General features: G+C 72.4%; 18 protein-coding genes. 13 read left to right on the top strand and 5 right to left on the bottom strand.

Annotation, left to right across the window (positions count from 1 at the left end):
• The first annotated feature begins 202 nt into the window (after positions 1-202).
• Together ACZ52R_RS28880 and ACZ52R_RS28875 are read left to right on the top strand one after the other, a co-directional pair.
• Positions 203-1837 (top strand): RNA polymerase sigma factor, encoded by a 1635-nt coding sequence (locus tag ACZ52R_RS28880; protein ID WP_360505988.1) that lies wholly within the window; start codon positions 203-205, stop codon positions 1835-1837.
• 291 nt (positions 1838-2128) lie between these two features.
• The gene (locus ACZ52R_RS28875; RefSeq protein WP_465623243.1) at positions 2129-2929 is read left to right on the top strand and encodes a S1 family peptidase; all 801 of its coding nucleotides are present in this window, start codon (positions 2129-2131) and stop codon (positions 2927-2929) included.
• A 224-nt stretch (positions 2930-3153) separates the two neighbouring features.
• On the opposite strand, the gene ACZ52R_RS28870 is transcribed toward ACZ52R_RS28875, so the two are convergent.
• On the bottom strand, positions 3154-3387 hold the full coding sequence (locus ACZ52R_RS28870; RefSeq protein ID WP_360505994.1) for a DUF7455 domain-containing protein: 234 nt from the start codon (positions 3385-3387) through the stop codon (positions 3154-3156).
• Positions 3388-3925: 538 nt separating this feature from the next.
• Between ACZ52R_RS28870 and ACZ52R_RS28865 the strand changes: the two genes are divergently transcribed.
• From ACZ52R_RS28865 to ACZ52R_RS28840, 6 genes are all read left to right on the top strand, one after another.
• Positions 3926-6037: a DNA gyrase/topoisomerase IV subunit B gene (locus ACZ52R_RS28865; RefSeq protein WP_360505997.1), complete on the top strand. Its 2112-nt coding sequence runs from the start codon at positions 3926-3928 to the stop codon at positions 6035-6037.
• Between the two features lie 156 nt (positions 6038-6193).
• Positions 6194-6679: a DUF1453 domain-containing protein gene (locus ACZ52R_RS28860; RefSeq protein WP_465623150.1), complete on the top strand. Its 486-nt coding sequence runs from the start codon at positions 6194-6196 to the stop codon at positions 6677-6679.
• 82 nt (positions 6680-6761) lie between these two features.
• Positions 6762-7937 carry a sensor histidine kinase gene (locus tag ACZ52R_RS28855; protein WP_465754416.1) on the top strand — a complete coding sequence of 392 codons (1176 nt, stop codon included), beginning with the start codon at positions 6762-6764 and terminating at the stop codon, positions 7935-7937.
• Positions 7934-8626 carry a response regulator transcription factor gene (locus ACZ52R_RS28850; RefSeq protein ID WP_465623147.1) on the top strand — a complete coding sequence of 231 codons (693 nt, stop codon included), beginning with the start codon at positions 7934-7936 and terminating at the stop codon, positions 8624-8626. Before ACZ52R_RS28855 ends, ACZ52R_RS28850 begins: the two co-directional genes overlap by 4 nt.
• A gap of 127 nt (positions 8627-8753) precedes the next feature.
• Positions 8754-9392, top strand: a complete 639-nt coding sequence (locus ACZ52R_RS28845; protein WP_465623145.1) for a DUF485 domain-containing protein — start codon at positions 8754-8756, stop codon at positions 9390-9392.
• Positions 9389-11191, top strand: coding sequence for a solute symporter family protein (locus ACZ52R_RS28840; protein WP_465623144.1), 1803 nt, complete (start codon positions 9389-9391; stop codon positions 11189-11191). The genes ACZ52R_RS28845 and ACZ52R_RS28840 overlap by 4 nt, the downstream gene beginning before the upstream one ends.
• A gap of 145 nt (positions 11192-11336) precedes the next feature.
• On the opposite strand, the gene ACZ52R_RS28835 is transcribed toward ACZ52R_RS28840, so the two are convergent.
• Positions 11337-12023, bottom strand: a complete 687-nt coding sequence (locus ACZ52R_RS28835) for a response regulator (protein WP_360506014.1) — start codon at positions 12021-12023, stop codon at positions 11337-11339.
• Positions 12023-13618 carry an ATP-binding protein gene (locus tag ACZ52R_RS28830; protein ID WP_465623142.1) on the bottom strand — a complete coding sequence of 532 codons (1596 nt, stop codon included), beginning with the start codon at positions 13616-13618 and terminating at the stop codon, positions 12023-12025. The genes ACZ52R_RS28835 and ACZ52R_RS28830 overlap by 1 nt, the downstream gene beginning before the upstream one ends.
• Before the next feature lie 305 nt (positions 13619-13923).
• On the opposite strand from ACZ52R_RS28830, the gene ACZ52R_RS28825 reads away from it, so the two are divergent.
• Genes ACZ52R_RS28825 through ACZ52R_RS28815 form a run of 3 tightly spaced genes read left to right on the top strand, consistent with a single transcriptional unit; the run spans position 13924 to position 16723 of the window.
• Positions 13924-14748: an ABC transporter ATP-binding protein gene (locus ACZ52R_RS28825; protein ID WP_360506020.1), complete on the top strand. Its 825-nt coding sequence runs from the start codon at positions 13924-13926 to the stop codon at positions 14746-14748.
• The gene (locus tag ACZ52R_RS28820; protein ID WP_465623140.1) at positions 14738-15607 is read left to right on the top strand and encodes an ABC transporter permease; all 870 of its coding nucleotides are present in this window, start codon (positions 14738-14740) and stop codon (positions 15605-15607) included. Before ACZ52R_RS28825 ends, ACZ52R_RS28820 begins: the two co-directional genes overlap by 11 nt.
• Positions 15608-15646: 39 nt before the next feature.
• Entirely contained in the window at positions 15647-16723 is a 1077-nt protein-coding gene (locus ACZ52R_RS28815; RefSeq protein ID WP_360506025.1) for an ABC transporter substrate-binding protein, read from the top strand.
• Between the two features lie 155 nt (positions 16724-16878).
• Here the strand turns inward: ACZ52R_RS28815 and ACZ52R_RS28810 are convergent, their stop codons facing one another.
• Entirely contained in the window at positions 16879-17781 is a 903-nt protein-coding gene (locus tag ACZ52R_RS28810) for a sucrase ferredoxin (RefSeq protein ID WP_465664866.1), read from the bottom strand.
• 97 nt (positions 17782-17878) lie between these two features.
• Complete coding sequence (locus tag ACZ52R_RS28805; RefSeq protein ID WP_360506031.1) at positions 17879-20329, bottom strand: DNA gyrase/topoisomerase IV subunit A; 2451 nt, start codon at positions 20327-20329, stop codon at positions 17879-17881.
• Between the two features lie 274 nt (positions 20330-20603).
• Between ACZ52R_RS28805 and ACZ52R_RS28800 the strand changes: the two genes are divergently transcribed.
• Complete coding sequence (locus tag ACZ52R_RS28800) at positions 20604-21977, top strand: M16 family metallopeptidase (RefSeq protein WP_465664864.1); 1374 nt, start codon at positions 20604-20606, stop codon at positions 21975-21977.
• A gap of 20 nt (positions 21978-21997) precedes the next feature.
• The gene (locus ACZ52R_RS28795) at positions 21998-23362 is read left to right on the top strand and encodes a M16 family metallopeptidase (protein WP_360506092.1); all 1365 of its coding nucleotides are present in this window, start codon (positions 21998-22000) and stop codon (positions 23360-23362) included.
• Positions 23363-23649 lie beyond the last annotated feature (287 nt).

The raw sequence follows: 23649 nt of genomic DNA, 5'->3' as shown, positions 1-23649 counted from the left end.
CTCCTGAGCGGGAGCAGCTCCGGAATACTCCAACATGTCAGAATGCTGTGTTGGTCCGCGGCGCTGCTGCCGTCCTGCAAACCCAGTCCTCAAGCCCGAGTCGGTCGGAATCGACACCGCGCGTCCGACGCGCGATTTCCTTCCCCGCCCGCTCGGGCGGCCGGTACGGGTTCGAGTCCACTCATCGTCCGAGAGGTTGTTCGTGTCGGCCAGCACATCCCGTTCGCTTCCCCCCGAGATCGCCGAGTCCGCGGCTCTGCTGGCGCTCATCGAGCGGGGCAAGGCCCAGGGGCAGATCGCCGGTGACGACGTGCGCCAGGCGTTCGAGGCGGACCAGATCCCGGTCACCAAGTGGAAGAACGTCATGCGCAGCCTCAACCAGGTGCTGATTGAGGAGGGGGTGGACCTCATGGTCAGCGCGGCCGAACCGGCCGGCGCCAAGCGCAAGAGCGTTGCTGCCAAGAGCCCCACCAAGCGCACCGCCACCAAGGCTGTCACCACCCGGAGCCCAGCCGCCCCGTCGGCCCCGACCAAGCCGCCCGTCCGGATCGCCCCCGGCGCCCCCGTCGCGGCTCCGGCCGTCGCGGCCGCCGCCGCGGCCCCGGCTCCCACCGTCTCCGCCGACATCACCGTCGAGGGGGCGACCGTCGGCATCGCCGAGGTGAAGGCCCCGGCGAAGAAGGCCGTGGCCAAGAAGGCCGCGGCCAAGAAGACCGCCGCGCCGGCCAAGAAGGCCGCCGCCAAGAAGACCGCCGCCAAGTCCGGCAAGGGCGACGAGGAGCTGCTCGGCGAGGAGGAGCTGCTCGAGGAGACGGCGACGCCGGGCGAGAAGGCCGAGGCCGAGGGCCCGGAGGAGGAGTCGGAGGGCTTCGTCCTCTCCGACGACGACGAGGACGACGCGCCGGCCCAGCAGGTCGCCGTCGCCGGTGCCACCGCCGACCCGGTCAAGGACTACCTGAAGCAGATCGGCAAGGTCCCGCTGCTCAACGCCGAGCAGGAGGTCGAGCTCGCCAAGCGCATCGAGGCCGGCCTGTTCGCCGAGGACAAGCTCTCGGCCGCCGACAAGCTCGCCCCCAAGCTCAAGCGCGAGCTGGAGATCATCGCCGAGGACGGCCGCCGGGCCAAGAACCACCTGCTGGAGGCCAACCTCCGCCTGGTGGTCTCGCTGGCCAAGCGCTACACCGGCCGCGGCATGCTCTTCCTGGACCTGATCCAGGAGGGCAACCTGGGTCTGATCCGTGCGGTCGAGAAGTTCGACTACACCAAGGGCTACAAGTTCTCGACCTACGCCACCTGGTGGATCCGCCAGGCGATCACCCGCGCCATGGCCGACCAGGCCCGGACCATCCGTATCCCGGTGCACATGGTCGAGGTCATCAACAAGCTGGCCCGCGTCCAGCGCCAGATGCTCCAGGACCTGGGCCGCGAGCCCACCCCGGAGGAGCTGGCCAAGGAACTCGACATGACCCCCGAGAAGGTCATCGAGGTCCAGAAGTACGGTCGTGAGCCGATCTCGCTGCACACCCCGCTGGGCGAGGACGGCGACAGCGAGTTCGGTGACCTGATCGAGGACTCCGAGGCGGTCGTCCCGGCCGACGCGGTCTCCTTCACCCTGCTCCAGGAGCAGCTGCACTCGGTGCTGGACACCCTGTCCGAGCGCGAGGCCGGCGTGGTCTCGATGCGCTTCGGTCTGACCGACGGCCAGCCGAAGACGCTCGACGAGATCGGCAAGGTGTACGGGGTCACCCGTGAGCGCATCCGCCAGATCGAGTCGAAGACCATGTCGAAGCTGCGCCACCCGTCGCGCTCCCAGGTGCTGCGCGACTACCTGGACTGATCGATAACGATCGTCGACGTGAAGGCCCGGAGCCGTACGGCTCCGGGCCTTCACGGCTGTCCGGCCCCGGGTGTGTCAGCGTCCGGGTGCTGCTTGTCGCTCGTCCGGGTGGCGGCGTGTCCGGAAGCGGACGCACAGCGTAGTTGAACACCTACGCTGTGCCGGTTGCCTGCTGCCGAGCCTTCTGGAGTCACGGTGCCGACCGAGCCGGACCGCACTGACCTGCCGACCCCCGTCCCGCCCCGGGCCGACCCGGCCGCCGCCCGGGCGGACCGCCGTCGCCGGGCTGCCGTGCTGGCGCTGCTCGCCGCCGTACCCGTCCCGCTGGTCGCCCTCGGTGCGGCGGCGCCGGCCGAGGCACAGCGCCGGGTGGTCGGCGGCAACGCCGCCAGCACCGTCGACCACCCGTGGATCGTGGCGCTGGCCAGCCGCCAGCAGTTCGGCAGCGGCCGCTCCGGTCAGTTCTGCGGGGGCGCGCTGGTCGGCCCGACCAAGGTGGTGACGGCCGCGCACTGCTTCTACGACGAGGGCAAGGGGCGGGTGGAGCGGCCCGGACTCAAGGTGATCGTCGGCCGGGACGACATGCGCGGCACGTCCGGCCGCGAGGTGGCGGTGCAGTCGGTCTGGATCCACCCCGACTACTCCTTCGCCGCCAACATGAACGACGTCGCGGTGCTCACGCTCGCCGAGTCCCAGGGCTCCCGGCCGGTGGTCGAGCTGGTCGGCCCGGGCGAAACGGCGCCGTACGCGGCCGGGACCAGGGCGCAGGTGTACGGCTGGGGCGACACCACCGGGCGGGGTGCCTACTCGCCCGTGCTGCGCGGGGTGGACGTGTCGATCGTTCCGGACCAGACCTGTGCGCACGCCTACCCGGGCGGGCAGGACGGCAAGTTCGACGCCCGGGGCATGGTCTGCGCGGGCGAGGAGAAGGGCGGCAAGGACGCCTGCCAGGGCGACAGCGGCGGCCCGCTGGTCGTCGACGGGCGACTGGTCGGCCTGGTGTCCTGGGGGACGGGCTGTGCCGAGGCGGCCCACCCGGGCGTCTACACGCGGGTGTCCACGGTCGCGGACGCGGTGCACTCGGTGCTGTGAGTGGCGGGGAGCCGCCGCGAGCCTCGCGGTGAGTGATGCGTCGGTCACGTTCTGACGCAGCGTCGAATCACCGAGCCCGCAGCGGGTGAACGCGGGAGAACCGTCCGGAGAACAACGGAGCCGGGCGACCGGCCCCCGAGGGGGTCAATCGCCCGGCTCACCGGTCGCGCGCAGTGCGTGACCGGACACAGCTCGACGCTGGCTGCTGGTGGCGGCGCCTGGAATCAGCGCTCGTCGTCGGTGGCCGTCGCGTTGGGGCTGGTGCTGAGACGGCCGCTCTCGTCCTGTATCTCCACGGCGATCTTCTTGAGCTCGGGCTCGAACTTCCGGCCGTGGTGGGCGCAGAAGAGCAGCTCTCCGCCGCTGGCGAGTACGACGCGCAGGTAAGCCTGGGCGCCGCATCGGTCGCAGCGGTCAGCCGCGGTGAGCGGGCTCGCAGGTGTCAGAACAGTAGTCACGTCGCCTCTTCTCTAGCTCGACGAGCTGTCGTACCAGGGTCAACATCCAACCAGGCCGAAAACGTTCCCGCTCGTGGCTTTTCTTCTCTGAGGATTCTGCATGTGTTGATGAGGACGTGCCCCGGGCGCCGGTGGTTCATGCGTGCCGAGTCCCGGGATCCGTCCACCGCTCGAACGTCCGATCGGGATCGGGTCCGAGGTCCGCGTAGCATAATCCTCTGCCGGGTTGGAGCATAAGCCCCGTCCCGGGCCCCGGTAGCCTGCATAACGGCAGTTCCGGAGCTTGCGCCGGTCCCACGATCCGCCAGGACCGGTGCTATCGGGAGGAGATGGCGCCCCCGGGGCCCACGCCCCGGCGCGGTCCTTGTTCGCGCAGCGCGTACAAGCTGCGCGGGGCCCGGCCGACGTGCTGCACACCCGACGGAGGGGTGTGGGCACGCAGAGCGACGGATGTCGGTGCGGCGTGCTGCACTGGCGTTTGGTCCGGATCCGTCCGGATGTGACCGATGAGACAGAACTTCACCGAGGAGAGTGCCGCGTGAGTGCCGAAACGACCGTGCCGTCCGCGCTGCTGGCCGGCGACGACGGTTCCAACTACACCGCGCGGCACCTGCTCGTCCTGGAGGGCCTTGAGGCGGTTCGCAAGCGCCCCGGCATGTACATCGGCTCGACCGACAGCCGCGGCCTGATGCACTGCCTCTGGGAGATCATCGACAACTCCGTCGACGAGGCGCTCGGCGGCTACTGCGACCGCATCGACGTCGTGCTGCACCCGGACTCCTCGGTCGAGGTCCGCGACAACGGGCGCGGCATCCCGGTCGACGTCGAGCCCAAGACCGGACTGTCCGGTGTCGAGGTCGTGATGACCAAGCTGCACGCCGGCGGCAAGTTCGGCGGCGGCTCCTACGCGGCCTCCGGCGGTCTGCACGGCGTCGGCGCCTCGGTGGTGAACGCCCTCTCCGCCCGGCTGGACGTCGAGGTCGACCGCGGCGGCCACACCCACGCGATCAGCTTCCGCCGCGGCACCCCGGGCATCTTCACCGAGACCAGCCCGGACGCGCCCTTCGAGCCCGCCAACGGGCTGACCAAGGCCCGTAAGGTGCCGAAGACCCGCACCGGCACCCGGATCCGCTACTGGGCCGACCGGCAGATCTTCCTCAAGGACGCCAAGCTCTCCCTGGAGACGCTGCACAGCCGCGCCCGGCAGACCGCCTTCCTCGTCCCCGGCCTGACCATCGTCGTGCGTGACGAACGGCTCACCGAGAGCGAGCAGATCGACGAGTCGGTCTTCCGCTACGACGGCGGCGTCGCCGAGTTCTGCGAGTTCCTGGCCCCCGACAAGCCGGTCTGCGACGTGCTGCGGCTGCGCGGCGAGGGCACTTTCAAGGAGACGGTGCCGGTCCTGGACGAGCTCGGCCACATGACCCCCACCGAGGTCACCCGCCACCTCGGGGTGGACATCGCGCTGCGCTGGGGCACGGGCTACGACACCACCCTGCGCTCCTTCGTCAACATCATCGCCACCCCCAAGGGCGGCACCCACGTCACGGGCTTCGAGCGCTCGCTGGCCAAGACCGTCAACGAGGCGCTGCGGGCCGGCAAGCTGCTGCGCGTCGCCGAGGACGACGTCACCAAGGACGATGCCACCGAGGGCCTCACCGCGGTGGTCACCGTCCGGCTCGCCGAGCCGCAGTTCGAGGGCCAGACCAAGGAGGTGCTCGGCACCTCGGCGGCCAACCGGATCGTCGCCGCCGTCGTCGCCAAGGAGCTCAAGGCCTTCCTCACCTCGGCCAAGAAGGACGAGAAGCTCCAGGCGCGGGCCGTGCTGGAGAAGGTCGTCGCGGCCGCCCGCACCCGGGTCGCGGCCCGCCAGCACAAGGAGGCCCAGCGCCGCAAGACCGCGCTGGAGACCAGCTCGCTGCCCGCGAAGCTGGCCGACTGCCGCAGCGACGACGTCGACCGCAGCGAACTGTTCATCGTCGAGGGCGACTCCGCGCTCGGCACCGCCAAGCTCGCCCGCAACTCCGAGTTCCAGGCGCTGCTGCCGATCCGCGGCAAGATCCTCAACGTGCAGAAGGCCTCGGTGAGCGACATGCTCAAGAACGCCGAGTGCGCCGCGATCATCCAGGTGATAGGGGCCGGCTCGGGCCGCACCTTCGACATCGACCAGGCCCGCTACGGCCGCGTCATCTTCATGGCCGACGCCGACGTCGACGGCTCGCACATCCGTACCCTGCTGCTGACCCTCTTCCACCGCTACATGCGGCCGATGGTCGAGCAGGGCCGGGTCTTCGCCGCCGTGCCGCCGCTGCACCGGATCGAGCTCACCAACCCCAAGCGCGGCCAGGAGAAGTACCACTACACCTACTCCGACGCCGAACTGCGCTCCACCCTGCTGGAGTTCCAGCGCAAGGGGCTGCGTTGGAAGGACCCGGTGCAGCGCTACAAGGGTCTGGGCGAAATGGACGCCGACCAGCTGGCCGAGACCACCATGGACCCGCGCCACCGCACGCTGCGCCGGATCAACCTGGGCGACCTGGAACAGGCCGAGAGGATCTTCGACCTCCTGATGGGCAACGACGTCGCCCCGCGCAAGGAGTTCATCGTGGACTCGGCGGCCACCCTGGACCGCTCGCGCATCGACGCCTGACGCACCCCGTCCGGCCGGGCCCTCCACCCACGGGTGGAGGGCCCGCGCGCTTTCCGTTCCACCCGAGGTCCACCCCCGCTCCGATCAGGGGGAACGGCCCGGTCCGTAGCGTCGGAGAGGTCAGCACAAGCCCTTCCGTCGGGACGGAGAAGTTCGATGAGCGCCCTTGCCAACCTCCTCGTGATCGCGGTGGTGATGGTCGCGGTGGTCCAGCGCCAGATGCGTGTCCAGCGCCTAGACACCGAGCGCCGCTTCTGGCTGCTGCCGCTGATCCTGGGCGTGCTCGCACTGCGCGACCCGCAGATCATCGACCATCAGCACACCGGGCTCTCGATCGCCCTGCTGGCCGCCGGACTGGTGACGGTGCTCGCGATGGGCTCCGTCTGGGGCTGGACCGTCCGGCTCTGGCGGGACGCCGACGGCACCGTCCTGGCCAAGGGCACCAAGGCCACGATGGCCGCCTGGGGCGGGATGATCGCCGTCCGGGTCGGCCTGTACGGGATCGGCTCGGCGCTGCACGTCCACCAGTCGGGCAGCGCGCTGATGCTGGGCATGGCGGTCATGCTGCTGGTCCGCTCGCTCGTGGTGAACTGGCGGGCCCGGATGCTGGAGCCCGTCGAGCGGACCGCCGTGCTGCGGTGATCTCGTCGAGACCCTGTCGAAGGACCGCAGTGATCCCCCGTCGGTGAGCCCTGAGCCCGCCGTGAGCACCGAGGAGGCACCCGTGGCCGCGTGGTACCGGACCCGCTGGCCGTCCCGCGAGGGGCTGGAGCGTGAGGCCGAGAGCCGGCCGCGGCGGGTCCTCAGCGTGTTCGGTCGGATCGTCCTGCTGGCCGTCGTCGGCTGGGGGACCTTCTCCGACGGCAAGTACGCCGGCTGGGCGGCGGTGGCCGCGGCGGCCGGGCTGGTCGCGGCCGTCGCGCTCTGCGCGCTCTACCTGCGGGTCACCCGGGAGCAGCGCCCGACGGCCTCGTACCTGCTGTCGGCCGCCCTGATCGGTGCCGCCTGGCTCGCCAACCGGGGGCTGGCCTACACGCTGGCCGACTTCCTCTGGATCGGGCTGGCCGTGACGGTGCTGATCCGGCTGCCGCCCGCGCCCGCGCTGCTCGCGGCGGTGGCCGCGCTGGGCTCGTACACGGCCGCTTCCCCGGCGAGCTGGCTCAGTATCTCCGCCACCGTCGGCGGTTCCGTCCTGCTCGGCTACCTGCTGCGGCTGGACGTCGAGGCGCGCGGCACCGCGCGCCGACTGCTCGAACAGGAGCGGGCCGCGCGGGCCGCCGAGGCGGAGAGCGCGGCGCTCGCCGAACGGGCCAGGATCGCCCGGGAGATCCACGACGTGCTCGCCCACAGCCTCTCCGCGCAGCTCGTCCACCTGGAGGCGGCCCGGCTGATGCTGGAGCGCGACACCGATCGCGAGCAGATTCGCGAACGGGTCGTCGCCGCCCGGCGGATGGCGCAGGACGGGCTGGCCGAGACCCGGCAGGCGCTGTCCGCGTTGCGCGGCGAGTTCACCCCGGTCGGGGACTTCCTGGTCGAGCTGACCGGCCGGGAGCGGGCCGCCCTCGTCGTCACCGGCACACCCCGGCCGCTCGCCGCCGAGCCGGCCCTCGCGGTGCGGCGCACCGCGCAGGAGGCGCTGACCAATGTGCGCAAGCACGCGCCCGGCGCCCGCTGCTCCGTCGAACTGCGCTACCTGGACGGAGTCGTGGAGCTGGAGGTGCGCAACACCCGCCCGCCGCGCGGCCAGTCCGCGGGTGAGCTGTCGCCGGGGGAGCTGGCCGGCAGCGGCAGCGGGTACGGTCTGCTGGGAATGCGCGAACGCGCGGAACTGCTCGGCGGCACGCTGCTGGCGGGCCCGGAGGACGGAGGGTGGCGCGTGCTGCTGCGGGTGCCGGCATGACGGCGGCGATCACCAGGGTGCTGGTGGCGGACGACCAGACGGTGGTGCGCGAGGGCATCGTGATGCTGCTGGGGCTGCTGCCCGGCATCGAGGTGGTCGGCGCGGCGGGCGACGGGGAGGAGGCCGTCGCCCTGGTGGAGCGCCATCACCCGGACGTGGTGCTGATGGACCTGCGGATGCCGCGCTGCGACGGCGTCGAGGCGACCCGGCGGATCCGGGCGGCGCACCCGGAGACCGAGGTCGTGATCCTCACCACCTACGCCGACGACGACTCGCTGTTCCCGGCACTGCAGGCCGGGGCGCGCGGCTACCTCACCAAGGACGCCGGCGCCGAGGAGATCGCCCGGGTCGTCGCGGACGTCCGCGCGGGCGCGGCCGGGCTCTCGCCGCAGGTCCAACTCCGGCTGCTGGAAAGGCTGTCGGAGCAGCCGGGCCGGTCCGCGCCGACGGCCGAACGGCCCGCCGTGCGGCCGGGGGAGCTGCCCGACGGGCTGACCGTCCGGGAGGCCGAGGTGCTGGCGCTGATCGCGCAGGGGCTCTCCAACGCCGAGATCGCCCAGCGGCTGTTCGTCAGCCAGGCCACCGTGAAGACGCACATCAACAACCTGTTCGCCAAGACCGCGGTCCGGGACCGGGCGCAGGCGGTCGCGTACGCGTTCCGACACGGAATCACCGGTACGCAGCAGTAGTCGTATGAGTGTCTGTCGGATGATCGATCACCTCATCGAGTGAACGTATCTACGGTGGTCGGAGGCGCTGTCCGGCGGCCCCCATCATGGTTCGGGTCAGAACGTCCGGCCGGGCCCAGGAGCAGCAGTGCCACAGCAGCAGACGAGCAGTCCCGGGCAGGGACAGCGATTCGACTGGTGGGCCGCTCCGGCTGCCGCCACCCTGTCCGCCACCCCGTCCGGCAGCCCGGCCGACGTCCCGTCCGGAGCCACGTCCGAGCCGTTCGAGCCGTCGGCACCGCACCGCCGATCGGCCGTGCCGACGCAGCCCGCGCCCGCCCGTACGGCTCCCGCCCGTGCGGAGCGGTCGGCACCGGTCGCGGCCGAGCCCGCCGCCGCGCCGGCCGACCGGGCCGCCGTCCCGCCGATCCGCCCGGACGCCCCGGTCGTCGACGCCGCTCCGGAGGCCGCCGACAGCACCAAGGTCTACCGGGCGGTCCAGGCCAGCGCGGCCTTCCAGGACATCCGCCGCAGCTACCGGTCGTTCGTCTTCCCGGTCACCGGTGGCTTCCTCGGCTGGTACCTGCTGTACGTCGCCGCCCAGGCGGCCGCCCCCGACCTGATGCGCACCCAGGTGGCCGGGCCGTTCAACGTGGCCTGGCTGCTCGGCCTGCTGCAGTTCGCCTCCACCTTCCTGCTCACCTGGCTCTACGCCCGCAACGCCCGGACCAAGCGCGACCGCGCCGCCCTGGGCCTGCGCTGGGACACCCAGGACCAACTGCGATGACGAGCGTGATGACCACACTGATGACCGGCCCGGTGAGGAACGCGGTGACGACCGTGCTGACGACCGCCACCCCGCCCCCCGTCGCCCCCACCGGCGACCACCACTCGCTCGCGATCGTGCTGTTCGCCGTCGTCGTCCTGGTCACCCTCGGCATCACCCTCTGGGTCGGCCGCCAGGGCAACGCCGCCGAGGACTTCTACGCAGGCGGCCGCGACTTCACCCCGCTGCAGAACGGCTTCGCCCTCTCCGGCGACTACCTCTCCGCCGCCTCCTTCCTCGGCGTCGCCGGGCTGATCGCCCTGTACGGCTACGACGGCGTGCTGTACAGCATCGGCTTCCTGGTCGCCTGGCTGGTGGTGCTGATGCTGGTCGCCGAACTCGTCCGCAACGCCGGCCGGTACACCCTGGCCGACGTGCTCGCGCTGCGGCTGCGCCGCCGCAAGGTGCGCGCCGCGGCCGGCGGCGCCAGCGTCGTCGTCACCCTGCTCTACCTGGTCGCCCAGATGGTCGGCGCCGGCTCGCTGGTCGCCCTGCTGCTCGGCACCGACAGCCCGCAGGCCCGGACCTGGACCATCATCGGGGTCGGCGCCCTGATGATCGTCTACGTGACGATCGGCGGGATGCGGGCCACCACCTGGATCCAGATCATCAAGGCCTTCCTGCTCACCGCCGGCTCGGTGCTGCTCACGGTGCTGCTGGTGGTCCGCTTCCACGGCGACCTCGGCGAACTGATGCGCCAGGCCGCGCAGCACAGCGGCGCCGGACACCGCTACCTGGAACCCGGGCTCAAGTACGGCCGCACCTTCACCAGCCGGCTGGACTTCTTCAGCCTCGGCCTCGCCCTGGTGCTCGGCACCGCCGGCCTGCCGCACATCCTGTCCCGCTTCTACACCGTGCCCACCGCGCGCGCCGCCCGCCGCTCCACGATGTGGGCGATCGGCCTGGTCGGCGGCTTCTACCTGATGGCGATCGTGCTCGGCCTCGGCGCCACCGCGCTGGTCGGCTCGGCCGAGGTGCGGCACGCCAACTCGGCCGGGAACACCGCCGTGCCGCTGCTCGCCCTGGTGCTCGGCGGCGGCAACGGCAGCACCGGCGGGGTGGTGCTGTTCGCGCTGATCTCGGCGATCGCCTTCGCCACCATCCTCGCCGTGGTCGCCGGACTGACCCTGGCCTCCTCGGCGGCCTTCGCCCACGACATCTGGGCCGGGGCCTGGCGCAACCGGCCCCGGCGGCGCCCCCGGGCACTTCGCGACCGGGGGCGCCGCCGTCGGGCCGAGGCCGTCCCGGCGTCCCGGTCGTCGGAGGGCGTCGCGGCCTCCCGGGCTGCGGAGGAGCCCGGGCCCGGGGCCGGCGAGCGGCAGGAGATCGTCGTCGCCCGGATCGCGGCCGTCGGGATCGGCGCGGCGGCGATCGTGCTCAGCCTCTACGCGCAGCAGCTGAACGTCGCCTTCCTGGTCGGCCTGGCCTTCGCCGTCGCCGCCTCCTCCAACCTGCCCGTGCTGCTGTACAGCCTGTTCTGGTCGCGGTTCACCGTCCGCGGCGCGGTCTGGTCGGTGTACGGCGGTCTGGTCCCGGCGATCGTGCTGGTGTTCTTCTCACCGGTGGTCTCCGGCACCAAGGTGGCGCTGTTCCCCGGCGTCGACTTCCACTGGTTCCCGCTGGAGAACCCCGGCATCGTCTCCATCCCGCTCGGCTTCCTGGCGGGCTGGATCGGTACGGTCACCTCGCCCGAGCCGGCCGACGCGGACCGCTTCGCCGAGCTGGAGGTGCGTGCCCTCACCGGTGCGGGCGCGGCCTGAGCCGTCGCGCCCGGGGAACCCCGGGCCTGGGGCCGCCGGGGTTCCCCCATATCCGGGGCCCTGCGGCGCCGGGCCCGGTGCCACCAAGCCGGGACTGCTGCCACCCGGCCCGGCCGGGACTGCTGCCACCCGGCCAGGACCGGGGCTACGCCCGAGCCGCTAGCCCGTAGCGGTGCTCCGGGCGGCCGGTGTCGCCGTACCGCAGGGTCAGCCGTAGCCGACTGTCCCGTTCCAGCTGCTTGAGGTAGCGCTGCGCCGTGGAGCGGCTCAGCCCGGTGGCGTCGGCGACCTCCTGGGCGGACAGCGGCCGGCCCGCCCGGCGCAGCACGCCCATCACCAGGTCGGTGGTCGGCGCCGAGTGACCCTTGGGCAGGGTCCCGGCCGGGGCGGCGGCGCTGCGCAGGGTCGCGAACAGCCGGTCCACCTCGTCCTGGCCGGCCTCCCGGGCCGGTGCGGCCAGCGCGTGCCGCAGCTGCGCGTACGCCGCCAGCTTGTCCCGCAGCCCGGCGAAGGTGAACGGCTTGACCAGGTACTGCAGCGCGCCGTGCTGCATCGCGGCATGCACCGTCGACACGTCCCGGGCGGCGGTCACCATCATCACGTCGCAGGCCACCTGGCGTTCCCGCAGCCGGCGCACCAGGGCCAGGCCGGTCTCGTCGGGCAGGTGGTGGTCGAGCAGCAGCAGGTCCACGGGGCGGCGTTCCAGCGAGGCCAGCGCCTCCCCGGCCGAGTGCGCGGTGCCGGTGACCCGGAAGCCCGGCACCTTGGCCACGTACGCGGCGTGCACGTCGGCGACCCGGAAGTCGTCGTCCACCACGAGTACGTCGATCATCAGGCCTCCACGAGCCGATCGGTGAGCAGGGCCTCGGGCAGCTCGACCGTGAACCGGGCGCCGCCCATCGGCCCGGCGTCGAGCACGATCCGGCCGCCGGTCCGTTCGACCAGCCGCCGCACCATCGCCAGTCCCAGCCCGCGCGGACGGTGCGCGGGTGCGTCCTTGCTGGTCCACCCCTCCTCGAAGACCTGCTCGCGCAGCTCCTCCGGCACGCCCGGGCCGCTGTCCGCGACCTGCAGCAGAAGGGTCGAGCCGGCCGCCGCCAGGCTCACCTCCGCCCGGCCGCCCCCACCCGGCGTCAACGCGTCCACCGCGTTGTCGATCAGATTGCCGAGCACCGTCACCAGCGCCCGGGCGTCCACCACCGCGTCCGGCAGGTGCGCCGCCGGGGCCAGCACCAGCCGGACCCCGCGCTCCTGCGCCACCGCCGTCTTGCCCGCCAGCAGCGCCGCGACGTGCGGATCCTGCACCTGCTCGGCGATCCGGGCGGCGACCACGGCGTGCGAGCCGGACTGCTCCGAGATGAACGCCACCGCCTGCTCGTGGCGGCCCAGTTCCAGTAGGCCCAGCAGGGTGTGCATCCGGTTGGCGTGCTCGTGGTCCTGGGCGCGCAGCGCCTCGGTCAGGCTGCGGGTGGTGTCCAGTTCGCGGACCAGCGACTCCAGCTCGGTGCGGTCGCGCAGTGTGACCACCGCGCCCCGCTCGGGGGTCGCCATCCGGTTGACCACCAGCACCCGGTCGTCCCGGACGGCCGGCAGATCGGCGCCGGTGATCCGCCCGGTCAGCACGTCGGCCAGCCGGCCCGGCGGCAGCACCTCGGCGATCGGGCGGCCGGTGCAGTCCTCGGGCAGGCCGAGCAGTCGGACCGCCTCGTCGTTGGCCAGCCGGATCCGGCCGCGCTCGTCCAGCGCCACCATGCCCTCGCGGATGCCGTGCAGCATCGCCTCCCGCTCCACCAGCAGCGCGGAGATGTCGGCCAGCGCGATGTTGTGGGTGCGGCGCTTGAGCCGGCGGGCCAGGGCGAGCGTGGCGACCGTACCGGCGGCCAGGCCGGCGCCCGCGCACAGCAGGATCCCGGTGAGCATCTTCAGCAGCCGGCGCCGGATCGAGTCGTCGCTGATGCCCACCGACACCTCGCCGACGATCCGGCCGTCCGTCATCCGCAGTGGCACCTTGCCGCGCGCGGTGCGGCCCAGGGTGCCCTGCTGGATCGCGGTGATGCTGCGGCCGCCCAGCGCCGGCTCCGGGTCGGTGCTGACCCGGTGGCCGATCCGGCCGGGGTCGGTGTGCGAGAGCCGGATCCCGTCCAGGTCGGTGACCACCACGAAGCTGGCGCCGGTGGCCAGGCGGATCTGTTCGGCGTTGCGCTGCGCGGTGACCACGTCGCGGGTGTCGGCGGCCCGGGCGATCGTCTCGTCGGTGGCGGTGGCCTGGGCGATCGACAGCGCCCGCTGCATCGCGTCGTGGTCCAGCTCGCTGCTGACCGGGGCCAGGAACAGCCCGGCGGTCACGGTGGTGACACCGACGGTGACGACGGTCTGGCTCAGCAGCAGCTGGGCGAAGACCCGGCGGGGCCAGTGGGGGAGCTTCATCCGGGCCTCCTCTCGGCAGCTTCGGGCGGTTCTGCGGGGGTGGGGGCGCAGGGGCGGGTCTGCGGGGGTGGTTCTCGGGGTGGTTCTGCGGGGTGGGGAGCGTCCTCGGGAGGGGCGGGACACGGGGGTCGGGACACCCTACGTTTCCGGCGTGTTTCTGTCAGCCGCGTCCCCGCAGTTGTAGCGGAAGCAAAACGAGCAGAACACCCCTCTATGCGGAGAAGTCGCAGTACGCGGAGAAGGCTCCCGCCGGGGCCGGGGCCGCTCCTACCTTTCCGGGGCAAGCACTGACCCGGGAGGATCGAATGAGCACAACCCCGGCGATCGAGCTGACCGGCGCGACCAAACGGTTCCGCACCCCCTCCGGGGCCCTGCACACCGCCGTCCGCGATCTCGATCTCACCGTCGCCCAAGGCGAGTTCGTCGCCGTTGTCGGGCCCACCGGCTGCGGCAAGTCGACCACGTTGACCCTGGTCAGCGGCCTGGAGGAGCCCACCGAGGGCGAGGTCCGGGTGTACGGCGAGCCCGTCAGCGGGATCGACCCGAAGGTCGGGTTCGTCTTCCAGCAGGACGCCGTCTTCCCCTGGCGCACCGTCCTGTCCAATGTCATGGCCGGCCCGCGTTTCCGCGGCGTGCCCGCCGCCGAGGCCAAGGAGCGGGCCCGGGACTGGCTGGGCCGGGTCGGCCTCGCCGCCTTCGAGGACCGCTACCCGCACCAGCTGTCCGGCGGCATGCGCAAGCGCGTCGCGCTCGCCCAGACCTTCGTCAACGACCCGGCGATCCTGCTGATGGACGAGCCGTTCTCGGCGCTGGACGTGCAGACCCGCGCCCTGATGTCGGACCAGTTGCTGGAGCTGTGGGCCGGCACGAGTTCCTCCAGGGGCGCGGCGTCGGTCGTCTTCGTCACCCACGACCTGGACGAGGCCATCGCGCTCGCCGACCGGGTCGTCGTCATGACCGCCGGACCGGCCACCGTCAAGGAGATCTTCACCGTCGACCTGCCACGACCGCGCAGCGTGGAGGCCGTCCGGCTGGAACCGAGGTTCGTCGAGCTGTACCGCGAGATCTGGGCCTCGCTCGGCGAAGAGGTGCGCATCACCCGGGAGAGAGGAGCGGGTCGTGCCGCTTGAGACCGCGTCCGCCGTCGCCGGGAAGTCCCCGGCCGTCACGACGAGAACCGAGGCCCGCGAACGGGCCGCCCGCAACCGGAAGTTGGGTGTCTACGGCGCCCGGGGGGCGGTCCTGGTCGCCTTCCTCGGGCTCTGGGAGGTCTGCGCCCGTACGGACGTCATCGACCCGTTCAACTTCTCGCAGCCGTCGAAGATCTGGGACCAGATCTGGCAGTGGATCACCCACGGCACCGCGCAGGGCTCGCTCGGCGAGCAGATCGGCTACACCCTCTACGAGGCCCTCACCGGCTGGGTGATCGGCGTCATCGGTGGTGTGCTGCTGGGCATCGCGCTCGGCCGGATCCGCTTCCTGGCCGACGTGTTCGGGCCGTACATCAAGGTGCTCAACGCCATCCCGCGCATCGTGCTCGCGCCGATCTTCCTGATCTGGTTCGGCCTCGGCCCGGCCTCCAAGGTCGCCTCCGCCGTGGTGCTGGTGTTCTTCCCGGTGTTCTTCAACGCCTTCCAGGGCGCCCGCGAGGTGGACCGCAACCTCGTCGCCAACGCCCGCATCCTCGGCGCCGACAACCGCAAGGTCACCCTCCAGGTGGTCATCCCCGCCGCCACCACCTGGATCTTCACCAGCCTGCACGTCAGCTTCGGCTTCGCGCTGATCGGCGCCATCGTCGGCGAGTACATCGGCGCCACCAAGGGCCTCGGCCTGCTCGTCGCGGCCGCCCAGGGCACCTTCAACGCGGCCGGCGTGTACGCCGCCATGACCATCCTCGCCGTCGTCGCGCTGCTCACCGAGGGGCTGCTGACCTTCGCCGAGAAGAAGCTGTTCCGCTGGAAGCCCGCCGACGCGGGCGACGGCCGCTGACACCCCCCGCCGGCAAGAAGAGAGAGGCACCCCCCACCCATGCGCCCCAACCCGACCGGCAGAGCCGCTGCCGCCGCCCTCGCCGCCGTCCTGCTCCTCCCGCTCTCCGCCTGCGCCAACGACGCCGCCACCGCCGGCCACGGAGCGGTCGCCGCCCCGGCCGGGCAGCAGGTCGACGGGCCCAAGGTCAAGATCATGGTCGGCGGCCTGGACAAGGTCATCTACCTGCCCGCGATGCTCACCCAGCGGCTCGGCTACTTCGCCGAGGCCGGCGTCAACGTCGAGCTGATGACCGAGCCCGCCGGCGTCAACGCCACCACCGCCCTGCTCGCCGGGGACGTCCAGGGCGCCGTCGGCTTCTACGACCACACCATCGACCTACAGGCCAAGGGCAAGAACGTCGAGTCCGTGGTGCAGTTCGCCCAGGCGCCCGGCGAGGTCGAGGTGGTCTCCACCAAGCAGGCCGACGCCGTCAGGTCCGGCGCCGACTTCAAGGGCAGGAAGCTCGGCGTCACCAGCCTCGGCTCCTCGACCGACTTCCTCACCAAGTACCTCGCGGTCAAGAACGGCACCGCCGTCAGCGAGTTCAGCCCGATCGCGGTCGGCGCCGGCCAGACCTTCATCGCCGCGCTCCAACAGGGCAGCATCGACGCCGGGATGACCACGGACCCGACCGTCGCCACCATCCTGGACAAGGGCCTCGGCAAGGTCCTCTACGACATGCGCACCCCCGAGGGCTCGCGCCAGGCGCTCGGCGGGCTGTACCCGTCGTCCTCGCTGTACATGAACATCGACTGGGTGGAGAAGAACAAGGACACCACCCAGAAGCTCGCCAACGCCTTCGTGAAGACCCTCAAGTGGATGTCCACCCACACCCCCGAGGAGATCGCCGCGAAGATGCCCGCCGACTACGGGCAGGGCGGCGCCGACCAGTACGCGGCGGCGATCAAGGCGACGCTGCCGATGTTCACCACGGACGGCGTGATGCCGGCCGACGGTCCGAAGACCGTGCTCTCGGTGCTCGCGGCGTTCCACCCGGACGTCAAGGGCAAGGAGGGGTCGATCGACCTGTCCAAGACGTACACCACCGAGTTCGTCGGCAAGGCCACCGGCTGAGCCCCTGCTGCCGCGGTCCCGCGCTCACCCCCACGGGCGCGGGGCCGCTGTTCGTTCGCTCGGACCCCTTGCCGGAACCCTGGTCAGACCCCTTGTCGGGCCACTTTTCGGACTCCGGGTCGGGCCGATTTTCGGACTCCTGGTCAGGCTCCTCGTCAGATCCCCCGTACGGACAGCACGTCCATGCGGGACGGCGTCCCCGCCGCCTTGCCGCAGCTCTCCGGACGCGGCGGCTCGCTCGCCGACTCGATCACGTCCACCTCCCAGGCCCGGCCGTCCTGGTGCAGCACCGTCACCAGCCAGCGGCCCGCGCCGTCCGGCCGCTGGCTGAGCGTCAGCGCGTCCACGCCGGTCTCGCCGGTCGCCAGCCGCACCGCGTGCTCGGCCGCCTGGCCCGGGCGCTCCCAGCCCGAGCAGCCGCGCGACCACGCCGGCACCATGTGCCCGGACGCCGTCGCCGCCAGCACCTCCTTGGCGCTCTCCGCCGTCAGCCGTCCGTACGCGTAGCCGTACGGCAGCACCAGCATCGTCGGGGAGAAACGGTGCCCGCCCAGGTGGGTCACCTCCCACACCTCGCTGTGCCCGGCCGCCGCCAGCTCCGCCGCGAGTGGACGGCCCAGCAGCGCGCAGCAGCGGTCCCGCCGCCCGTTGGTGCACACCAGCGCCACCGGGCCGCCGACGTGCTCCGCCCCGAAGCCCGTGTGGTCACCCGCGCCGAGCGCCGCGAAGTCCAGCCCCAGCAGCTCCGCCGGGTCCGTCACCCCCGCCCGGCGCACCCAGCCGCGGCCCGGCACCGTGTGCGCCACGACCACCTCGTGCCGCGCCGTCGGCAGGCAGTCCGCGTGCCGCCCCGGCCGCCGGATCAGCGCCACCCGCACGCCCGTCCCCGCCGCGGCCTCCTCCAGCGCCTGACCGAGCGCCGCGTCCAGATGGCTCTCGCGCAGGGCCTTGGCACCCCACGGCCCGTTCTGCTCCACCAGCAGCCAGGTGCTCGCCACCGCCGCCGTCGCGGCCAGCGGCTCCGAAAGTTCACGCGACAACGTCGCACAGGTGCTCACCCGGGCAAGGCTACCCTCACCGTCTGCCGCGGCCGTCGAGCCCCGGAAACGGCGGAGGGAGGGACACCCCGCGCGGCATCCCTCCCCCCGTGCGCCGCTACGCCGGGCCGGCGACCACCGCGATGGGCGTGGTGACCGGGATGCCGGAGCCGTCGCGGCGGGGGTCGCGGTCGGGCAGGTCGACCGGGGCGCCCTTGGCGGTGGCGGCGCGGGCCGGGGCGGCGCCGGCCCAGGCGAAGGCCAGGGCGTCCTCGCCGCGCAGGAAGCGCTGGCAGCGGACGCCGCCGGTGGCGCGGCCCTTGCGCGGATACTGCTCGAACGCGGTGACCTTCCAGGTCGTCTGCTCGCCGTCGGACAGCGTGCCGGAGGTCGTGGCGACCGAGACCACCACGGCGTCGGTGGCCGGGTCCACCGCCGTGAAGGACAGCACCCGCGCCCCGTCGGACAGCTTGACGCCCGCCATGCCGCCGGCCGGACGGCCCTGCGGGCGGACCTGGCCCGCCGGGTAGCGCAGCAACTGCGCGTCCGAGGTGATGAAGACCAAGTCCTCCTCACCGGTGCGCAGTTCGATCGCGCCGACCAGCTCGTCACCCTCCTTGAGGGCGATCACCTCGAACTCGTCCTTGTTCGCCGGCCACTCGGGCACCACCCGCTTCACCACACCCTGCAGGGTGCCCAGCGCCAGCCCCGGCGAGGACTCGTCCAACGTGGTCAGCGCCAGCACCCGCTCCCCGGCCTCCAGCCGCAGGAACTCGCCCACCGCGGCCCCGCCCGCCAGCGTCGGCGACGGCGTCGGCGGCAGCGCGGGCAGGTCGATCACCGGCAGCCGCAGCACCCGGCCCGCGGACGTCACCACGCCCACGTCGGCACGCGCCGTCGCGTGCACCGCCGACACGATCACGTCGTGCTTCGCCCGCTTCTCCGACAACTCGAACGGCTCGCCGTCCGCCGTCCGCGCCAGCAGCCCGGTCGAGGACAGCAGCACCCGGCACGGGTCGTCCGCGACCTCCAACGGCACCGCCAGCGCCGCCGACGGCGCCGCCCCCGCCTCCAGCAGGACCGTCCGCCGCTCCGTGCCGAACTGCTTCGCCACCGCGCCCAGTTCGGACGACACCACGCTGCGCAGCCGGGTGTCCGAATCCAGGATCTCGGTCAGCTCCGCGATCTCCGCGGTCAGCTTCGCCTTCTCCTGCTCCAGCTCCACCCGGTCGAACCGGGTGAGCCGGCGCAGCGGGGTGTCCAGGATGTACGCCGTCTGCGTGTCCGACAGCGAGAAGCGCTCCATCAGGCGCTCCTTCGCCTGCTGCGCGTTGTCACTCGACCGGATGATCGCGATGACCTCGTCGATGTCGAGCAGGGCCACCAGCAGGCCCTCGACCAGGTGCAGCCGCTCCTCGCGCTTGCGGCGGCGGAAGTCACTGCGCCGGCGCACCACGGTGAAGCGGTGGTCGACGTAGACCTCCAGCAGCTCCTTCAGACCCAGCGTCAGCGGCTGCCCGTCCACCAGCGCCACGTTGTTGATGCCGAAGGTCTCCTCCATCGGCGTCAGCTTGTAGAGCTGCTCGAGCAGCGCCTCCGGCACGAAGCCGTTCTTGACCTCGATCACCAGCCGCAGCCCGTGCTCGCGGTCGGTCAGGTCCTTGACGTCCGCGATGCCCTGCAGCTTCTTCGCGTTGACCAGGTCCTTGATCTTCGCGATGACCTTCTCCGGGCCGACGTTGTACGGCAGCTCGGTGACCACGATGCCCTTGCGGCGGGCCGTCACCGCCTCCACCGTCGTCGTCGCCCGGATCTTGAAGGTGCCGCGGCCGGACTCGTAGGCGTCCCGGATCCCCGACAGGCCCACGATCCGCCCGCCGGTCGGCAGGTCCGGACCGGGGACGAACCGCATCAGCGTGTCCAGGTCGGCGTTCGGGTGCTTGATCAGGTGCCGGGCCGCCGCCACCACCTCGGACAGGTTGTGCGGCGGCATGTTCGTCGCCATGCCCACCGCGATGCCCGTCGCACCGTTCACCAGCAGGTTCGGGAACGCGGCCGGCAGCGCCAGCGGCTCCCGCTCGCTGCCGTCGTAGTTCGGGCCGAAGTCGACGGTGTCCTCGTGGATCGACTCCACCATCGCCATCGACGCCGCGGTCAGCCGCGACTCGGTGTAACGCATCGCGGCCGGCGGGTCGTCGTTGCCCAGCGAACCGAAGTTGCCGTGCCCGTCGATCAGCGGCAGCCGCATCGAGAACGGCTGGGCCATGCGCACCACGGAGTCGTAGATCGACGCGTCACCGTGCGGGTGCAGCCGGCCCATCACCTCGCCCACCAGGCGCGCGCACTTCACGTGCCCGCGCTCCGGGCGCAGGCCCATCTCGTTGGCCTGGTACAGGATCCGGCGGTGCACCGGCTTCAGACCGTCCCGCGCGTCGGGCAGCGCACGCGAGTAGATCACCGAGTAGGCGTACTCCAGGAAGGAGCCCTGCATCTCGTCCACGACATCGACGTCGAGGATCCGCTCCTCGAAGTCTCCGGGCGGCGGGGTCTGCGAACTGCGGCGGGCCATCGCGGCGGGGCTCCCTTACGTGTCGCTGGCTGTGTCTAGGTCGGTCGTCGGTCGGCCGGTGCCGTCCTGACGCCGAACCCGTCAACCAGGTGTGGTCGACAGGGCACGGCGCCCCCATTGTGGACCCTCGCGCCGACACTCCCGGTCAGCGGCCCTCTTCCGCCCCTGGCGAACGACCCCGTCCGCGCGGACACAAACACGGCTCCCGCACGTTGCACCACAATGGGGGACGCCACACGAACCCCGACATCGACGACGGGAAGGACCCGAGCGCATGGCCAACCCGGCCCCCGCCTCCAGCCGAGGCATCGCCATCACCGAGCACCGCCTGGCCAACGGGCTGCGCGTCGTCCTCTCCGAGGACCACCTCACCCCGGTCGCCGCCGTCTGCCTCTGGTACGACGTGGGCTCCCGCCACGAGGTCAAGGGCCGCACCGGCCTCGCCCATCTCTTCGAGCACCTGATGTTCCAGGGCTCCGCCAACGTCTCCAACAACGGCCACTTCGAACTGGTCCAGGGCGCCGGCGGCTCGCTCAACGGCACCACCAGCTTCGAGCGCACCAACTACTTCGAGACCATGCCCGCCCACCAGCTGGAGCTCGCCCTCTGGCTGGAGGCCGACCGCATGGGCTCGCTGCTCGCCGCGCTCGACGAGACCTCCATGGAGAACCAGCGCGACGTCGTCAAGAACGAGCGCCGCCAGCGCTACGACAACGTCCCGTACGGCACCGCCTTCGAGAAGCTCACCGCCCTCTCGTTCCCCGACGGCCACCCGTACCACCACACGCCCATCGGCTCCATGGCGGACCTCGACGCGGCCACGCTGGAGGACGCCCGGACGTTCTTCCGCACCTACTACGCGCCCAACAACGCCGTCCTGTCCGTCGTCGGCGACATCGACCCCGAGCAGACCATCGCCTGGGTCGAGAAGTACTTCGGCTCCATCCCCGCCCACGACGGCAAGCAGCCCCCGCGCTCCGGCGAACTCCCGGACACCATCGGCCGCGAGATCCGCGAGGAGATCCACGAGGACGTCCCCTCCCGCGCCCTGACAGCCGCCTACCGCCTCCCGCACGACGGCACCCGCGAGGCCGACGCCGCCGACCTGGCCCTCACCATCCTCGGCAGCGGCGAGTCCAGCCGCCTCTACAACCGGCTCGTCCGCCGCGACCGCACCGCCGTCGCCGCCGGGTTCGGCCTGCTGCGCCTGGCCGGCGCCCCCAGCCTCGGCTGGCTCGACGTCAAGACCTCCGGCGACGCCACCATCGCGCAGATCGACGCCGCCGTCGACGAGGAACTCGCCCGCTTCGCCGCCGAGGGCCCCACGGCCGAGGAACTCGAGCGCGCCCAGGCCCAGATCGAGCGCGAGTGGCTGGACCGGCTGACCACCGTCGCCGGCCGCGCCGACGAACTCTGCCGCTTCGCCGTCCTGTTCGGCGACCCCAAGCTGCTCAACGACGCCCTCCCCAAGGTCCTCGACGTCACCGCCGAGGAGGTCCAGGCCGTCGCCAAGGCCCGGATCCACCCCGACAACCGGGCCGTCCTCGTCTACGAGCCGACCGCCGCCGAGACCGACGCCGCTTCCGCCGCCGCCGACTCCGCCGCCGACTCCGACGCCGCTTCCGAAGAGGAGGGTGCCGCCGTATGAGCACCGACTACGTCCCCGCCATGACCTTCCACCCCCAGCCCCAGCCCGGCACCCCCAGCCCGTGGGCCTTCCCCGCCCCCGAGCGGACCGCCCTCGGCAACGGCATCACCGTCCTGCACTGCCACCGGCCCGGCCAGCAGCTGGTCGCCGTCGAGGTCCTCCTCGACGCCCCGCTCGCCGCCGAACCCGAGGGCCTCGACGGCATCGCCGCCATCCTCGCCCGCGCCCTCAGCGAAGGCACCGACACCCTCAGCGCCGAGGAGTTCGCCGGCGAACTCGAGCGGGCCGGCGCCACCCTGGACGCGCACGCCGACCACCCGTGCATCCGGGTCTCCCTGGAGGTGCCCGCCTCCCGGCTCCAGCGCGGCCTCTCCCTGCTCGCCGACGCCCTGCGCGCCCCCGCGCTGCCCGAGGCCGAGATCGAGCGCCTGGTCGCCAACCGCCTGGACGAGATCGTCCACGAGCAGGCCAGTCCCGCCCGGCGCGCGGCCAAGGCCCTCTACGCCGAGCTCTTCGACGCCGCCGACCGGCTCTCCCGGCCCCGCGCCGGCACCGCCGACACCGTCAAGTCGATCGACCGCGCCGCCGTCAAGGCCTTCTACGAGGCCCACGTCCGCCCGGCGACCAGCACCCTCGTCGTGGTCGGCGACCTCACCGGCGTCGACCTGCCCGCCCTCCTGGAGAGCACCCTCGGCACCTGGACCGGCTCGGCCGCCGAGGCCTCCGTCCACGCCCCGGTCGCCGGCGACGACCACGGCCGTGTCGTCATCGTGGACCGCCCCGGCTCCGTCCAGACCCAGCTGCTCATCGGCCGGATCGGCCCCGACCGGCATGACCCGGTCTGGGCCGCCCAGACCCTCGGCACCTACTGCCTGGGCGGCACCCTCACCTCCCGCCTCGACCGCGTCCTGCGCGAGGAGAAGGGCTACACCTACGGCGTCCGCTCCTTCGCCCAGCCGCTGCGCTCCGCCGCCGACGGCAGCGGGCGCTCGCTGCTCGCCATCAGCGGCTCGGTGGACACCGCCTCCACCGCCCCGGCGCTCGCCGACACCTGGACCATCCTGCGCACCCTCGCCGCCGAGGGCCTCACCGACGCCGAGCGCGACGAGGCCGTGCAGTTCCTGGTCGGCGTCGCCCCGTTGAAGTACGAGACCGCGGGCTCGGTGGCCGGCACCCTGGCCGACCAGGTCGAGCAGTACCTGGCGGACGACTACCAGGCCGAGGTCTACCGGCAGCTCGCCGAACTGCCCACCGCCGCCGCCACCGAGGCGGTCGTCGCGGCCTTCCCGCCGGACCGGCTGGTCACCGTCCTGGTCGGCGACGCCGCCACGATCGCCGACGACGTGCGGGCGCTCGGCATCGGCGAGGTCACCGTCGTCAGCTGACGACCGCTGCGGTTCCGTCCGGCCCGGTGGAGCACCCGCTCCACCGGGCCGAACGCGTTTTTAAATCCCTTGCGGGCCCCGTCCGGTCCGTGGATAGATATCCCCGGCACACACGTACGAACTCTGACGAACGAAGGGAGGCGGTCACCATGCGGGTCGAGCGAGCCATACGACGACGCTCCCCAAGGCCGCATTCCCTCTGTGCCGCCCCGGGCGCCTGAGCCCCACCCCTGAACTTCCCCGAGCCCCGCCGGGATCCTTTCGCGCGGCACCCCATTTCTCGTGAA

The sequence above is a fragment of the Kitasatospora sp. NPDC034023 genome (genome assembly GCF_055575795.1).
The sequence above is the reverse complement of the archived record's forward strand: the minus strand, read 5'-3'. Positions and strand labels throughout refer to the sequence as shown.

What these genes read in the sequence shown, in the direction of transcription:
- ACZ52R_RS28860 (WP_465623150.1), top strand. Translation starts at nt 6,194, where the DNA reads ATGAGCGCCCTTGCCAACCTCCTCGTGATCGCGGTGGTGATGGTCGCG.
- ACZ52R_RS28850 (WP_465623147.1), top strand. Translation starts at nt 7,934, where the DNA reads ATGACGGCGGCGATCACCAGGGTGCTGGTGGCGGACGACCAGACGGTG.
- ACZ52R_RS28840 (WP_465623144.1), top strand. Translation starts at nt 9,389, where the DNA reads ATGACGAGCGTGATGACCACACTGATGACCGGCCCGGTGAGGAACGCG.
- ACZ52R_RS28835 (WP_360506014.1), bottom strand. Translation starts at nt 12,023, where the DNA reads ATGATCGACGTACTCGTGGTGGACGACGACTTCCGGGTCGCCGACGTG.
- ACZ52R_RS28830 (WP_465623142.1), bottom strand. Translation starts at nt 13,618, where the DNA reads ATGAAGCTCCCCCACTGGCCCCGCCGGGTCTTCGCCCAGCTGCTGCTG.
- ACZ52R_RS28825 (WP_360506020.1), top strand. Translation starts at nt 13,924, where the DNA reads ATGAGCACAACCCCGGCGATCGAGCTGACCGGCGCGACCAAACGGTTC.
- ACZ52R_RS28815 (WP_360506025.1), top strand. Translation starts at nt 15,647, where the DNA reads ATGCGCCCCAACCCGACCGGCAGAGCCGCTGCCGCCGCCCTCGCCGCC.
- ACZ52R_RS28805 (WP_360506031.1), bottom strand. Translation starts at nt 20,329, where the DNA reads ATGGCCCGCCGCAGTTCGCAGACCCCGCCGCCCGGAGACTTCGAGGAG.
- ACZ52R_RS28800 (WP_465664864.1), top strand. Translation starts at nt 20,604, where the DNA reads ATGGCCAACCCGGCCCCCGCCTCCAGCCGAGGCATCGCCATCACCGAG.
- ACZ52R_RS28795 (WP_360506092.1), top strand. Translation starts at nt 21,998, where the DNA reads ATGACCTTCCACCCCCAGCCCCAGCCCGGCACCCCCAGCCCGTGGGCC.